Source organism: Microbacterium sp. EB106-03-03-XG65, from assembly GCF_058791955.1.
In genome coordinates this window covers 1,638,284-1,652,288 of record NZ_JBYTEB010000001.1, presented here as the reverse complement: position 1 = coordinate 1,652,288, position 14,005 = coordinate 1,638,284, and the positions used below count along the sequence as shown (strand labels likewise).

Below are 14,005 nucleotides of genomic sequence, written 5' to 3'. Positions count from 1 at the left end.
CCGCGCACCGCGTAGGATGGAGGCGTGAGTGCGCTGAACGACACCCCCGTGGACACGCTGTCGTTCGAGGCCGCTCGGGACGAACTCGTGAGGGTCGTGTCAGAACTCGAACAGGGGTCTCCGACCCTCGAGCAGTCGCTCGCCCTCTGGGAACGCGGCGAGGCTCTCGCGGCCCGGTGCGAAGAATGGCTGCTCGGTGCCAAGCGCCGCCTCGAGGCGGCGCGCGCCTCAGCCTCCGGCGACTCGGACGAGGACGAATCGTGAACAAGCCCGCTCCCATCGTCGCCGAGCTCGGTCGCCCGGAGACGCCCGACGAGACCGCCGCGCGCAAGGCGGCATCCAGCAAGGCCTACCGGTCGAGCCAGACCGTGCGAAGCCTGGTCGCGGCCCTCATCGCCACCCTCGCGATCGTCGTGGTGATCGTGCTCATCGTGCCCCGCGGCGAGCCCGCGACCGCGCCGCAGATCGACATGGTCTCGATCGCCGGCGATGTGGAATCCACCATGGACAGCCCGGTGATCGTGCCGGAGCTCGGGGATTTCTGGCGCGTGAACGCCGCAGAGCTCACCAGCGGTGCGACAGCCGTCTGGGACGTGACGCTGGCGCCCTCCGCCGAGGACGAGCGCGGATTCATCAGGCTCGCACAGGCATTCGACACGGACTCGTCCTGGGCGCCGCAGCGCCTGAACGGCGTCGCGCCCACCGACACCACGTCGATCGGCGGCCTGCAGTGGGACGTCTACGAGCTCGGTGCCGCCGGCGCGAAGCAGAACATCACGTATGCGATCGGCACCCAGGCGGGTGACGATTACCTGCTCCTCTACGGTTCACGCTCCGCCGACTCCACCGGCGAGCTGGCCGAAACCCTCGTTCCCCAGATCCGCGAACTCTCGGAGTGACACAGATGACCGATACGCTCACGCCCGCCGCCGCCTGGAAACAGATGCAGGAGGGCAATCAGCGCTTCGTCGACGACGCCCCCCGGCACCCGAACCAAGACGTCGCGCGACGCAAGCACCTGGCTGAGGCGCAGCATCCTGTCGCCACCCTCTTCGGTTGCTCGGACTCCCGCCTCGCCGCCGAGATCATCTTCGACCTCGGTCTCGGCGACCTGTTCGTCGTGCGCAATGCCGGTCAGGTGATCGGCGAGTCGATCGTGGCCAGCCTCGAGTACGCCGTCGCCGTTCTGAACGTGCCGCTGATCGTCGTGCTGGCCCACGACTCGTGCGGTGCGGTGCGCGCGGCGATCGACGGCACCGCGATCGACGCCGCGCCCCTTCCGCCGCACATCTGGAAGCTCATCGCGCCGATCGTGCCCGCTGCCCGCAAGGTGCTCGTCGAGAGCGGCGGCACCACCGTCGACGAGATCGACGCCGAGCTCGTCGGGCAGGAGCACCTGCGCAACACGGTCAGAGACCTGCTGCAGTCGTCCGAGGTCATCTCGAACGCCGTGGCAGAGGGACGTCTGGGCATCGTGGGCGCCAACTACCGCCTGGCCGAGGGCACAGCGGTGCCCGTCATCACGGTCGGGATCGACGACTAACAACTCGTCCGGGTCGGAAGAGACCCAGACTACATCGACTCAGCCAGAATCGACACCGAGGGGCTCGGCCCCGCAACCAAGGAGGGTTCGGAATGACCGACACCGACCAGCTCAGCGGCGAGAACTCGCAGGGCTACCGCATCGAGCACGACACCATGGGCGAGGTGCGAGTCCCCGTGAATGCGCTCTACGGCGCACAGACGCAGCGCGCCGTCGAGAACTTCCCGATCTCGGGCAAGGGCCTGGAGTCCACGCAGATCGCCGCGCTGGCGCGCATCAAGAAGGCGGCAGCGCTGGCCAACAAGGAGCTGGGAACGCTTGACGGAGCAATCGCCGACGCGATCGCCGAGGCTGCCGACCAGGTCGCATCGGGCGCCCACGACGGCGAGTTCCCCGTCGACACCTATCAGACCGGTTCCGGCACGTCGTCGAACATGAACATGAACGAGGTGCTCGCGACACTCGCCACGCGCATCCTCGGGGCGAACGTGCACCCGAACGACCATGTCAACGCCTCGCAGTCGTCGAACGACGTCTTCCCGACCTCGGTGCACATCGCCGTCACGCAGGCGCTCATCGACACTCTCATTCCCGCGCTCGACCACCTCGCCGTCGCCTTCGAGGCGAAGGCGGAGCTGTGGAAGGATGCCGTGAAGTCGGGTCGCACGCACCTCATGGATGCGACGCCCGTCACCCTCGGCCAGGAGTTCGGCGGCTACGCCCGTCAGATGCGCCTCGGCATCGAGCGCGTGCAGTCGGCCCTCCCCCGCGTCGCCGAGGTGCCTCTCGGGGGCACCGCCACCGGCACCGGCATCAACACGCCTCTCGGCTTCCCGCAGAAGGTCATCGAGCTGCTCGCGGCCGAGACCGAGCTGCCGATCACCGAGGCCAAGGACCACTTCGAGGCGCAGGCCAACCGCGACGGACTCGTCGAGGCATCCGGCGCGCTGCGCACGATCGCGGTGTCGCTGACCAAGATCAACAACGACCTGCGGTGGATGGGCTCGGGCCCCAACACGGGTCTCGGCGAGCTGCACATCCCCGACCTCCAGCCCGGCTCTTCGATCATGCCCGGCAAGGTGAACCCGGTCGTGCCCGAGGCCGTGCTCATGGTCTGTGCCCGCGTGATCGGCAACGACGCGACCGTCGCATGGGCGGGCGCATCCGGCTCGTTCGAGCTCAACGTCGCCATCCCGGTCATGGGCACCGCCGTGCTCGAGTCGATCCGCCTGCTGGCTAACGCCTCGCGCGTGCTCGCCGACAAGACCGTCGACGGACTGCAGGCGAACCTCGACCGTGCCGCAGCGTTCGCCGGTATGAGCCCGTCGATCGTCACCCCGCTCAACAAGCTCATCGGCTACGAGGCGGCCGCGAAGATCGCCAAGCACTCCGTCGCGAAGGGCATCACAGTGCGCGACGCGGTGATCGACCTCGGCTACGTCGAGCGTGGAGACCTCACCCTCGAGCAGCTCGACGAGAAGCTCGACCTGCTGTCGATGACCCACCCGGGCTGATCCCCGACTGCTGACGCCCCCGCTTCGGGGGCCGGCACATGGATGCCGCAGGGACTCGTTCCCTGCGGCATCCGTCGTCTGCGGCAGATGCTTCGCCGTTCGCCCGGTCTGCACACGAGGCCACGTCGTGCACATGTTCTCCGGTGTGGTTGGCCGCGATACGGGGCAGCGTGTGCAGACCGGGACATGCCCACTCGCACTGCACCTCCATCCTTCTCGGATACCTTCTGCACTCATCGCGGGTTCGAGTCCACGCAGCGTGCCGCAGAGACGGCAGGGTCGTCGACATGCTCTCCGCATCGGACACCATCCAGCGATTGGGCGGCGTGGCGCGCGGCGCGCAGCTTCAGGGCCTCGGCTTCGACCGTCGCACGCTCGCGCGCAAGGTCGATGCCGGGGAGATCGAGCGGCTGCGCCCCGGCGTCTTCGCTTCGGGGCGAGTGCCCGACGACATCCGTACTGCCGTCGCGCACGGAGGCGCCGCCACATGTGTGACTGTGCTTCGTGCGCACGCAGTCTGGACGTTGCCGGCTGTCCTCGCTGTGCATGTGTGGCTCGGTCCCGGCCGACATGGCCACCCGCACCCGGACTGTCGGTGCGTGGCCCACTACTACCGCGGCCACCGCCCTCTTGCGGCGGCGTCGCTCGCGGTTGCGCTCATCCACGTGCGACGGTGCTCCGGCGATGAAGCGTTCTTCGCCGCCTACGAGTCGGCGTGGCGGCTCGGCAAACTCTCTAAAGCCACGCGCGCACGCATTCGGGCGGCGCTCCCCGAGAACGCGCGGTGGCTTGTCGATCTCGCACGGCCTGATGCGGACAGCGGGCTCGAGTCGTTGCTTCGGTTGAGGTTGCATCTTCTCGGCATCCGACTCGACTGCCAAGTGACGATCGACGGAGTCGGGCGCGTCGACTTCGTCATCGGCGGACGACTGATCCTCGAAGCCGACGGCCGCTCGAATCACGATGACATGTCACACCGGCACAAGGATCTCGTCAGGGATGCGGCAGCCTCGGCTCGCGGATACGAGACCCTGCGCTTCGACTATGCGCAGATCGTGCATGACTGGTCGGAGCTCCAGAAGTCGGTCCTCGCCGCGATCCGCCGTTCCTCGGAGCGGTAGGCCCTCCTCGACGTCGCTGTCTCAGGCATCTCGGTTCCCATCGCACATGACGCCCCGGATCGCGCAGCGTGGGATGAGATCGGTGTGCATTCCGGGGGATCGCGTGCAGTTCGGGCGCACCGAACGGCTCAGCAGCAGCGCGCGCCCGGGTCGGCGTCCTGCTGGGCGTAGTGGCGGCGCCAGAACTCGCGCTCCGTGAGCGGCATGCGATCGGGATGCCGCTCACGCTCGTGCGCCACGTAGTCCGCGTACTTGGACTGCCCCGTCACACCGTTGACGTACCAGGCGACGGCCTTCCAGACGCGACGCGCGGCCTCTGCCACGACGGTGGCCATCAGTGTCCTCTCGTCGGTTGAGCGGCTGCAGGCAGGGCGTTCCATTCCTTCTCGACGGCCCGCTCCTCCGCCGAGGCGATGAGGCCCGCGGGCGCGAACCGTCGTGACGGCACCTCGGGATCCTCGTGATCGACGACAGGACCCGGCCGCAGAGCCTGCACGACCTTGATGATCGAGATCGTGATGACGATCACCGACAGCACGAGGAACGTCACCGACAGGATGCCCTGGATCATCGTGTTGCGCACGACCGCCTCCATCGCGGCGACGCTCGTCGCCGTGCCGAAGGAGGTCTCCCCCGACGCGAGGGCATCCCGGAAGGCGACATGATTCGCGAAGTAGCCGACCTGCGGCACGGTCGAGAAGATCTTCTGCAGCGAGGCGGTGACCGTGACGACCGTCACGAACGCCAGTGGAAGCGCGACCACCCAGAGCACCCTGAACGTGCGCCGACGGGCCACGATCGTGAGCACCACGGCGAGCGCGATCGCGGCGAGCAGCTGATTGGCGATGCCGAACAACGGGAACAGGGTGTTGATCCCTCCGAGAGGGTCCGTCACCCCCATGATGAGCACGGCGCCCCACCCTGCGACCATCACGGCCGTGCAGATCCAGGCGCCCATCCGCCACGACGTGTCCTTGAACCGGGGGATCACATTGCCCACCGAGTCCTGCAGCATGAACCGTGCGACGCGGGTGCCGGCATCCACCGCCGTCAGGATGAACAGCGCCTCGAACATGATCGCGAAGTGGTACCAGAACGCCATCATGCCGGTGCCGCCGATCCACTGCTGCATGATGTGCGCAAGGCCCAGGGCAAGAGTCGGAGCTCCGCCGGTACGGGAGACGATCGATTCCTCCCCCACCGCCTCTGCGGTGCTCGTGAGCATCTCGGGAGTGAGGTTAACCCCGGTGAGACCGAGGCCGTTCACGAACGCCACCGCGCCCTCGACCGTGCCGAGCGTCGCCGCGGGCGAAGAGTTCATCGCGAAGTACAGCCCTCGGTCGATCGAGATCGCAGCGACGAGCGCCATGATCGCCACGAACGACTCCATCAGCATGCCCCCATAGCCGATGAAGCGCGTCTGCTTCTCTTTCTCGACCATCTTCGGCGTCGTGCCCGAGGCGATGAGCGCGTGGAATCCGCTCAATGCACCGCATGCGATCGTGACGAACAGGAACGGGAACAGCGCTCCGGCCCACACCGGCCCGGTCTCGCCCGCGGCGAACTCGCTGAACGCGGGGACGGTGATCTCGGGCCGGACGAACAGGATGGCGACGGCGAGCGCGACGATCACCCCGATCTTCATGAAGGTCGACAGGTAGTCGCGGGGAGCGAGCAGCATCCAGACCGGCAGCACGGCGGCGATGAAGCCGTAGACGATGATGCCCCAGGCGATCGTCGTGCGATCGAGCGTGAAGATCGCCTGACCCCAGTCCGTCTCGGCGACCATCCCGCCACCGATGATCGCCGCCATCAGCAGCACGAAGCCGATGAGCGAGACCTCGGTGATCTTGCCGGGGCGGATCCACCGCAGGTACGCGCCCATGAACAGGGCGATCGGAATCGTCATCGCGACCGAGAACACTCCCCAGGGGCTCTCCCCCAGAGCGTTCACGACCACGAGCGCGAGGATCGCCGTGATGATGATCATGATGAGCAGCGTCGCGATGATGGCTGCGGTGCCTCCGAACCGACCCAGCTCGTCGCGGGCCATCTGGCCGAGCGAGCGCCCTCCGCGACGCATCGAGAAGAACATCACGAGGTAGTCCTGCACGGCTCCGGCCAGCACGACGCCGACGATGATCCAGATGGTGCCGGGGAGGTATCCCATCTGCGCTGCCAGCACGGGCCCCACGAGAGGGCCGGCGCCGGCGATCGCGGCGAAGTGATGACCGAACAGCACTCGACGATCTGTCGCGACGTAGTCCTTGCCGTCGGCCTTGTACTCGGCGGGTGTCGCGCGCCGGTCGTTCGGCTTGACCAGGTTCCGCTCGATGAACTTCGAGTAGAAGCGGTAGAAGACGAGATAGGTGCAGACCGCCGCGAACACGAACCAGATCGCGTTCACCGTCTCTCCCCTGACGATCGCGAGCATCGTCCAGGCGACGCCGCCCAGCAGGGCGATCGCCGCCCAGAGCACGATCTTCAGCGGCGTCCAGCGCGGTCTCTCGTCGACCGCCACGGGTGGCAGCCGGTCATCTCGGGCGGTCGTCGTCGATTCGCTCATCGCGCATCACTCCATCGTCTGCGGTTGATGCCACGAGCCTAAACCGGCGCTCGACGATCCGGAACGCGGATCGCCGGGGTGTCTCGCGGACATGCGAAAGCGGATGCCGTGACGCCACGGCATCCGCTCTCGCCATCGTCTCAGCTCAGCTCGCCTCCCTCGAGGAGCTCGGTGACGAGCGCAGCGATCGCCGAGCGCTCGGACCGCATGAGTGTCACGTGCGCGAACAGGTCGTGGCCCTTGAGCGTCTCGATCACGCTGGCGATGCCGTCGTGGCGGCCGACGCGCAGGTTGTCGCGTTGACCGACATCGTGGGTGAGCACGACCCGGGAGTTCTGACCCATCCGGCTGAGCACCGTGAGCAGCACGTTGCGCTCGAGCGACTGCGCCTCGTCGACGATCACGAAGGCGTCGTGCAGCGAGCGTCCACGGATGTGCGTGAGCGGAAGCACCTCGAGGATGCCCCGTTCGACGATCTCCTCCATGACGTTGCCCGAGACGACCGATCCGAGCGTGTCGAAGACCGCCTGGCCCCACGGCCCCATCTTCTCGCCCTGGTCGCCGGGCAGGTAGCCGAGCTCCTGGCCGCCGACCGCGAACAGGGGGCGGAAGACGATGATCTTCTTCTGCTGCTGCCTCTCGAGCACCGCCTCGAGTCCCGCGCAGAGCGCGAGAGCCGACTTTCCTGTGCCCGCTCGCCCGCCGAGCGAGACGATCCCCACGTCGGGGTCGGTCAGCAGATCGATGGCGATGCGCTGTTCGGCAGAGCGCCCGTGCATCCCGAAGATGTCTCGGTCTCCCCGCACCAGGCGGTACTCCCCCTCGCCCGTCACGCGGCCGAGCGCCGAGCCGCGCTCCGAGTGGATGATGAGGCCCGTGTTCACCGGGATCCCGCGCGCATCCTCGCTGATGCCCACCTCGCTCTCGTAGAGGTCGCTGATCTCGTCGCCCGACAGGTCGAGAGAAGCGATGCCGGTCCATCCCGAGTCGACCGCCTGCTCTGCGAGGTACTCCTCAGCACGCAGACCCAAAGAGGCGGCCTTCACACGCATCGGGAGGTCCTTCGAGACGATGGTGACATCCTGCCCGTCCTGGGCGAGGTGCATCGCGACCGAGAGGATGCGCGTGTCGTTGTCGCTCAGCCGGATCCCCGCCGGGAGCACCGACGCGTCGGTGTTCGCGAGTTCGACGCGGAGCGTGCCGCCCTCGCCGACCTCGACCGGGAAGTCCAGGCGCCCGTGCTCGACACGCAGGTCGTCGAGATGACGGAGCGCCTGCCGCGCGAAGTAGCCGATCTCGGGATCGTGACGTTTGCCCTCGAGCTCGGTGATGACGACCACCGGGATGACCACCGAGTGCTCGGCGAAACGGAAGAACGCCTGCGGATCGCTCAACAGGACCGAGGTGTCGAGCACGTAGGTGCGGAGCTCCTGATCCTGATCTGCGGATGCTGCGCGAACGGTGCTGCGGCTGGACTGCTGGGTGGTGCTGGACTGCTGCGTACGTGAGGTCACGACCCACTCCCGACCCGGGGGCTCCCGGTGTTTCGATCAAGTCGACCAGGGGGTCACGAGTCGCGAACCTGAGGCCGACCCGACGGGCGCCTTGCCCGATGCCTAGAAGCTACGACCAGCGACCGGCATATCATCGCCTCGACACGCCAGCGGTTCGTTACGAGTTCGTGAACGGGTCGTTGCGATGCGCACCGACTGCCTGCGCGAGCAGCTCTCGCACGGGGCGGCTGAACCGCCGCGCTCAGCGCCCGTAGCGGCGGTCCCGATCCGCGAAGTCACGGATCGCGCGCAGGAAGTCGACCTGACGCAGATCCGGGCCGAGCGCCTCGACGAAGTAGAACTCGCTGTGCGCACTCTGCCAGAGCAGGAAGTCGCTCAACCGCTGCTCGCCACTCGTGCGGATCACGAGGTCGGGGTCGGGCTGGCCGCCCGTGTAGAGGTGCTCGCCGATCATCTCCGGCGTGAGATGCGCGGCCAGATCCTCGATCGTGCCGCCCGACGCCTGATGCGCCGTGACGATGCTGCGAACCGCATCCACGATCTCGTTCCGCCCTCCGTATCCGACCGCGAGGTTCACGTGCAGACCGGTGTGATCACGCGTGCGCTCCTGCGCGTCCTCGAGGACTCGAGCGAGCTCAGGCGGGAGGATGTCGGCGCGCCCGACGTGCTTCACCCGCCAGTTCGCCTCGCGTGACAGCGCCTCCGCCAGCTCGGCGATGATCTCGATGAGGTCGGCGAGCTCGGCGGAGTCCCGCTTCCGCAGATTGTCGCTCGACAGCAGGTAGAGGGAGACGACGCGGATGCCCAGCTCATCGCACCATCCGAGGAACTCCTGCATCTTCGCCGCGCCCGCGCGGTGTCCCTCGGCGGGCGTCGCGTAGCCCAGCTGACGCGCCCACCGCCGGTTGCCGTCGATCATCATGGCGACGTGATGGGGAACGGTCGTCGGATCGAGGTGACGACGCAGCCTGTTCGTGTAGAGCCGGTACAGCGGCCCTCGCCCCTGGCCATCGCGTGTCATCACCTGCCTACGCTATCGTGCCGGGGCTCGAGCGACAGAGCGCTGACGCTCAGGATATGTACGCCGGCGGGGATGGGCTCCCGCATAGAGTGTTGGCGTGAGCACACCCGACTCCACTGCACCCGACGTCCCCCAGCTGCCCCTCATGGCGGAGGCGGCGCACGACGCCGCCGTCGACATCAAGCCCACATGGCGCGGATGGTTGCACGCGGCGACGTTCCCTGTCGCGATCGTCGCCGGCATCGTGCTCATCGCGGTGGCCCAGGGAGGCGCCGCCAAATGGGCGGCCGCGGTCTTCATGGCGACATCCCTGCTGCTGTTCGGCAACTCGGCGCTCTACCACCGGATCGACTGGAGTCCGAAGGTCAAGGTGATCCTCAAGCGGATCGACCACGCGAACATCCTGCTGCTGATCGCCGGCACATACACCCCCCTGGCCGTGCTCGCCCTCCCGCCGGACAAGGGCGCGCTGCTCCTCGTCTTCGTGTGGAGCGGGGCGCTGCTCGGCATCCTTTTCCGGGTGTTCTGGATCAACGCACCGCGGTGGCTCTATGTCGCGCTGTACCTGCTGCTGGGGTGGGCGGCGGTGATGTACCTCGCTGACCTGTTCGTCGCGAACGCGACGATGATGGCGCTCGTCATCATCGGCGGTCTGCTCTACACGGGCGGCGCCATCGTCTACGCGCTCAAGAGGCCCAACCCGTGGCCCGGCCACTTCGGCTTCCACGAGATCTTCCACCTGTGCACGGTGCTCGCGTTCCTGTGCCACTGGACCGCGTGCCTGCTCATCGCACTCGAGCCGCTGTCGCCCTCGCTCGGAGCCTGATCGCCGTCAGCGCGTGATCAGCGCTTCTCGGGATCGTCATCGCCTTCGCGGACGATCGGGAGATCGGCATCGGTCTCCGTCGCCTCGTCGGCCTTGAGCGCGGCCTCTTCGGCATCGAGCTCCTCCCGGACCTCTTCGCGGTAGCGCACCCGACGGATGCGGCGGTTCATGTCGAGGATCAGCAGGATCACCGCGATCAGCACCACGACGACGGCAGCGAACCCGACGAAGCCGGGGGTGACGAGCTCTGGAGCCACCGTCATCGAGGGGGTCGGCATCGGGGTCTCGGTCAGAGCGAGCATGGAATCTGCCTTTCACGCACAGGTCGCATAACCTGTAATCACCAGCCTAACGACCGGAAGACCCCCCTTGTGACGACCGCACAGCAACTCGACGAACGCTATGGCCGCACCCGGCGACGGCGATGGCCCTGGGTCGTCGGGATCGTCGCGGCCGTGGCGGTGGTCGCAGCCCTCGGCTGGAGCGTGGTGTCGAACCAGATGAACTCGGTCGATTCCGACGACCTGGGCTTCGAGCTGATCGACGAGCACACCGTCGAAGTGCGCTTCCAGGTGACCGGGGTCCGGGGCAAGGACGTGGGTTGCGTCGTCGAGGCGCTGGACGAGGAGTTCGGGGTGGTGGGATGGAAGGTCGTCGAGCTTCCCGCCGGCGACAGCCACTCGCAGACCTTCTCGACGACCGTGCCGACCGTCGCCGAAGCCACGACAGGTTTGGTGAAGGCCTGCTGGGTCGCTTAGACTCTACGCAGACAGATGACGCCCTGGCACCGTGCCGGGGCGTCTTGGCATATCCCCCGCGGAACGTCGGCGGGCGACTAACGAAGGAGCTTCGTCATGTCTACTGACGCTCAGGTTCCCTTCCTCACGCAGGAAGCCTACGACCGGCTCGTCGCCGAGCTGGAGCATCTCTCCACCACCGGGCGCGACGAGATCGCCAAGCGCATCGAGGCGGCCCGCGAAGAGGGCGACCTTAAGGAGAACGGCGGCTACCACGCCGCGAAGGATGAGCAGGGCAAGCAGGAGGCCCGTATCCGCACCCTCGAGGGTCTGCTGAAGACCGCGAAGGTCGGCGAGGCCCCCGCGAGCCGCGGCATCGTCGAACCGGGCACGGTCGTGACCGCACTCGTCGCGGGCGGCGAAGAGGTCTTCCTTCTGGGCAGCCGCGAGATCGCCGCGGGCAGCGACCTCGACGTGTACAGCGAGGCGAGCCCGCTCGGCCAGGCCATCCTCGGGCTCAAGGTCGGCGACAAGTCGTCGTACGAGGCGCCGAACGGCCGGTCGATCGCGGTCGAGATCGTGAACGTCGAGACGTACACCGGCTGATCGTCCTCACGCACGAGAAGAGGCCCCGTCCTGCAGGACGGGGCCTCTTCTCATGCAGAAGCGGGGCTGCCGGGTCAGTCCGGGACGATCATCGGCTCGAAGCCCGCGCGACGCAGGGTGTCGAGAGTGTGCTCGGAGTGCTCGGCGCCCCGTGTCTCGACGCTCAGCTCGAGGATCACCTCGCTGATCTGCAGACCGTGCCCGTGCCGCGTGTGCATGGCCTCGATCACGTTGGCGCCGGCTTCGGCGATGAGCTCCGAGACCCGCGCGAGCTGGCCGGGACGGTCGGGCAGCGGGACCCGGATCGTCAGGTATCGGCCGGATGCCGCGAGTCCGTGCGAGACCACGCGCTGCAGCAGGAGCGGATCGATGTTGCCGCCCGACAGCACCGCCATCGTGGTTCCCGTCGCCGAGACCTTGCCGGCGAGGATCGCGGCGACTCCTGCGGCGCCCGCGGGCTCGACCACGACCTTGGCCTGCTCGAGCAGGATCAGGATGGCACGCGCGAGATCGTCGTCGGAGACCGTCACGACCTCATCGACGAGGTCCTTGATGATGTCGAACGGGATCGCACCGGGGCGCGCGACCAGGATGCCGTCGGCGATCGTGGGCCTCGTCTCGATGTCGACGGGATGCCCGGCGTCGAGCGACGGCGGCACCGCCGCGGCGTTCTCGGCCTGCACGCCGATGATCCGCACCTTTCGGCCCTGCTCAGCGGCACGGGCCTTGACCGCCGCAGCCACGCCGGCGATGAGGCCGCCTCCCCCGATGCCCAGGACGATGGTGTCGACCTCGGGGGCATCCTCGAGCAGTTCGAGGCCGAGGGTGCCCTGGCCGACGACGACGTCGCGATGGTCGAACGGGTGGATCAGCATCGCACCGGTGCGCTCGGAGAACTCCGATGCGAGACGGAGCGACGTCGCGACGGTCTCGCCTTCGAGCACGACCTCCGCGCCGTACCCGCGGGTCGCGAGCAGTTTCGGCACCGGGACGCCGATCGGCATGAAGATCGTTGCGGGGATGCCCAGAGCCTGAGCCGCGAGCGCGACCCCCTGGGCGTGGTTGCCCGCGGACGCCGCCACCACACCACGCGATCGCTCGTCGGCACTCAGGCGGGACAGACGATAGGCCGCGCCGCGGATCTTGAACGAGCCCGTGCGCTGGAGGTTCTCCATCTTGAGCAGGACCGGTGCGCCGAGGATGTCGGAGAGCGCGCGAGACGGAAGGGTGGGTGTGTGAGTGATCACCTCAGCAAGACTCTGAGCAGCGCTCTCGAACTCGGTCAGGCTGGGGACTGCGCTCATCGATTCCTCCGTCTAGGTTCGCGCGGGACTGTGCTCCAGATCAGGTCTGCGTCCGGTTGGTCGCCGGTGCGCCAGGAGCCGGTGCTGACGGTGACCGCCGCGACGTTGACGAACGCCGCGAGCGGCACCGCGAAGAGTGCGCCCGGGATGCCGCCGACCATCGACCCGCCCGCGACGACCAGGACGACGGCGAGCGGGTGCACTTTGACCGCCGAGCCCATGAGGATCGGCTGCAGGATGTGCCCCTCGAGCTGCTGCACCCCGAGCACCACGGCGAGCATCGCGAGCGCGATCCATGGCCCGTTGTAGACGAGGGCGAGCAGCACGGCGATCGCGCCGGTCACGACGGCACCCACGATGGGTACGAACGAACCGAGGAAGACGAGTACGGCGACCGGGATGGCCAGCGGCACTCCCAGAAGAGCGGCGCCGACGCCGATGCCGACCGCGTCGATCGCGGCGACGAGCAGCTGCGTGCGCGCGTAGTTCACGATCGTGGCGAAGCCGTTGCTCGCCGCAGCGTCAGCGGCCGGACGTGCCGCGCGCGGGAAGAGGCGCAGCGTCCACCGCCAGATGTTGCGCCCGTCTGCGAGCAGGCAGATGAGGATGAACAGCGAGAGCACCGCCCCGGTCGCGACGTGCGCGGCTGTCGTCCCGACCGCGAGAGCGCCGTTGAGGAGTGCCTGCGTCTGCTCGTTGATGATCTGCAGACCCTGATCGATGTAGTTCTGGATCTGCGTCTCGCTGAGGTGCAGGGGCCCGGTGAGCAGGAACTGACGGAACTGCTCGATGGCTCCTGAGCTGCGCTCCTGCACGTCGGGCAGCTGCGCCCGGACCTGCCAGATCACGAGCCACAGCAGCAGCGACACGATCGCGAGAGTCCCGATGATCGAGAGGGTGACCGCCAGCCATCGCGGGAATCGATGACGCAGCATCCACTGCATCGCCGGCCACAGAAGCGCCGTGATGAGGATGCCGACCATGAGCGGGATGACCAGGAGCTTGAGCTCGATCACGAGCCAGATGATGCCGGCGACGGCCGCGGCGATCAGCAGCAGACGCCATGCGTAGGCGGCCGTGATGCGCAGGCCGACCGGCACGGCGGCATCGGTCTCGGAGGGCGCGGGGCGCTTGGCGGGCGCCGGGCGCTCGGAAGGTGCGCGGCGCTCGGACGATGCCGGGCGCAGACGGAAGAGATCCCTCAGCCGTGGACGCTGCTCTTCGCTCATCGCCCAAGTCTACGGCGCAGTCGT

15 protein-coding genes are annotated in these 14,005 nt (G+C 67.8%); 8 read left to right on the top strand and 7 right to left on the bottom strand.

Translation table 11 applies throughout. The features are described from left to right. The first annotated feature begins 24 nt into the window (after nt 1-24). The 5 genes from AC3WS6_RS07720 to AC3WS6_RS07700 all read left to right on the top strand — a co-directional run bounded on the left by AC3WS6_RS07720 (nt 25) and on the right by AC3WS6_RS07700 (nt 4,178). Nucleotides 25-264 (top strand): exodeoxyribonuclease VII small subunit, encoded by a 240-nt coding sequence (locus AC3WS6_RS07720; protein ID WP_492500456.1) that lies wholly within the window; start codon nt 25-27, stop codon nt 262-264. Beyond that, nucleotides 261-899 carry a DUF4245 family protein gene (locus AC3WS6_RS07715; RefSeq protein WP_492500455.1) on the top strand — a complete coding sequence of 213 codons (639 nt, stop codon included), beginning with the start codon at nt 261-263 and terminating at the stop codon, nt 897-899. The genes AC3WS6_RS07720 and AC3WS6_RS07715 overlap by 4 nt, the downstream gene beginning before the upstream one ends. A 5-nt stretch (nt 900-904) precedes the next feature. Further along, complete coding sequence (locus tag AC3WS6_RS07710; RefSeq protein ID WP_492500454.1) at nt 905-1,543, top strand: carbonic anhydrase; 639 nt, start codon at nt 905-907, stop codon at nt 1,541-1,543. Nucleotides 1,544-1,635: 92 nt separating this feature from the next. Next, complete coding sequence (locus tag AC3WS6_RS07705; protein ID WP_492500453.1) at nt 1,636-3,057, top strand: class II fumarate hydratase; 1,422 nt, start codon at nt 1,636-1,638, stop codon at nt 3,055-3,057. Nucleotides 3,058-3,344: 287 nt separating this feature from the next. Then, nucleotides 3,345-4,178 carry a DUF559 domain-containing protein gene (locus AC3WS6_RS07700; RefSeq protein ID WP_492500452.1) on the top strand — a complete coding sequence of 278 codons (834 nt, stop codon included), beginning with the start codon at nt 3,345-3,347 and terminating at the stop codon, nt 4,176-4,178. Between the two features lie 128 nt (nt 4,179-4,306). On the opposite strand, the gene AC3WS6_RS07695 is transcribed toward AC3WS6_RS07700, so the two are convergent. From AC3WS6_RS07695 to AC3WS6_RS07680, 4 genes are all read right to left on the bottom strand, one after another. Beyond that, a complete protein-coding gene (locus AC3WS6_RS07695; protein WP_492500451.1) occupies nt 4,307-4,513 on the bottom strand; it encodes a YbdD/YjiX family protein in 207 nt (68 codons plus the stop codon). Next, complete coding sequence (locus AC3WS6_RS07690; protein ID WP_492500450.1) at nt 4,513-6,744, bottom strand: carbon starvation CstA family protein; 2,232 nt, start codon at nt 6,742-6,744, stop codon at nt 4,513-4,515. Before AC3WS6_RS07690 ends, AC3WS6_RS07695 begins: the two co-directional genes overlap by 1 nt. A 140-nt stretch (nt 6,745-6,884) precedes the next feature. Next, nucleotides 6,885-8,258: an RNA 5'-3' helicase PhoH2 gene (phoH2, locus tag AC3WS6_RS07685; protein ID WP_492500449.1), complete on the bottom strand. Its 1,374-nt coding sequence runs from the start codon at nt 8,256-8,258 to the stop codon at nt 6,885-6,887. A 241-nt stretch (nt 8,259-8,499) separates the two neighbouring features. Next, nucleotides 8,500-9,279, bottom strand: a complete 780-nt coding sequence (locus AC3WS6_RS07680) for an isoprenyl transferase (RefSeq protein ID WP_492501467.1) — start codon at nt 9,277-9,279, stop codon at nt 8,500-8,502. Between the two features lie 145 nt (nt 9,280-9,424). On the opposite strand from AC3WS6_RS07680, the gene trhA reads away from it, so the two are divergent. Beyond that, nucleotides 9,425-10,105, top strand: a complete 681-nt coding sequence (gene trhA / locus AC3WS6_RS07675; protein ID WP_492501466.1) for a PAQR family membrane homeostasis protein TrhA — start codon at nt 9,425-9,427, stop codon at nt 10,103-10,105. A gap of 17 nt (nt 10,106-10,122) precedes the next feature. Here trhA and AC3WS6_RS07670 read toward each other — a convergent pair whose 3' ends face one another. Continuing rightward, the gene (locus AC3WS6_RS07670; protein WP_492500448.1) at nt 10,123-10,407 is read right to left on the bottom strand and encodes a hypothetical protein; all 285 of its coding nucleotides are present in this window, start codon (nt 10,405-10,407) and stop codon (nt 10,123-10,125) included. Between the two features lie 69 nt (nt 10,408-10,476). Here AC3WS6_RS07670 and AC3WS6_RS07665 point away from each other — a divergent pair, with 69 nt between their 5' ends. Both AC3WS6_RS07665 and greA read left to right on the top strand, forming a co-directional pair. After that, nucleotides 10,477-10,863, top strand: a complete 387-nt coding sequence (locus AC3WS6_RS07665; RefSeq protein WP_492500447.1) for a DUF4307 domain-containing protein — start codon at nt 10,477-10,479, stop codon at nt 10,861-10,863. A 96-nt stretch (nt 10,864-10,959) separates the two neighbouring features. Next, complete coding sequence (gene greA, locus AC3WS6_RS07660; protein ID WP_492500446.1) at nt 10,960-11,448, top strand: transcription elongation factor GreA; 489 nt, start codon at nt 10,960-10,962, stop codon at nt 11,446-11,448. A gap of 74 nt (nt 11,449-11,522) precedes the next feature. On the opposite strand, the gene ilvA is transcribed toward greA, so the two are convergent. Together ilvA and AC3WS6_RS07650 are read right to left on the bottom strand one after the other, a co-directional pair. Further along, complete coding sequence (ilvA, locus tag AC3WS6_RS07655; protein ID WP_492500445.1) at nt 11,523-12,752, bottom strand: threonine ammonia-lyase; 1,230 nt, start codon at nt 12,750-12,752, stop codon at nt 11,523-11,525. Then, on the bottom strand, nt 12,749-13,981 hold the full coding sequence (locus tag AC3WS6_RS07650) for an AI-2E family transporter (protein WP_492500444.1): 1,233 nt from the start codon (nt 13,979-13,981) through the stop codon (nt 12,749-12,751). Before AC3WS6_RS07650 ends, ilvA begins: the two co-directional genes overlap by 4 nt. Nucleotides 13,982-14,005: the final 24 nt, after the last annotated feature.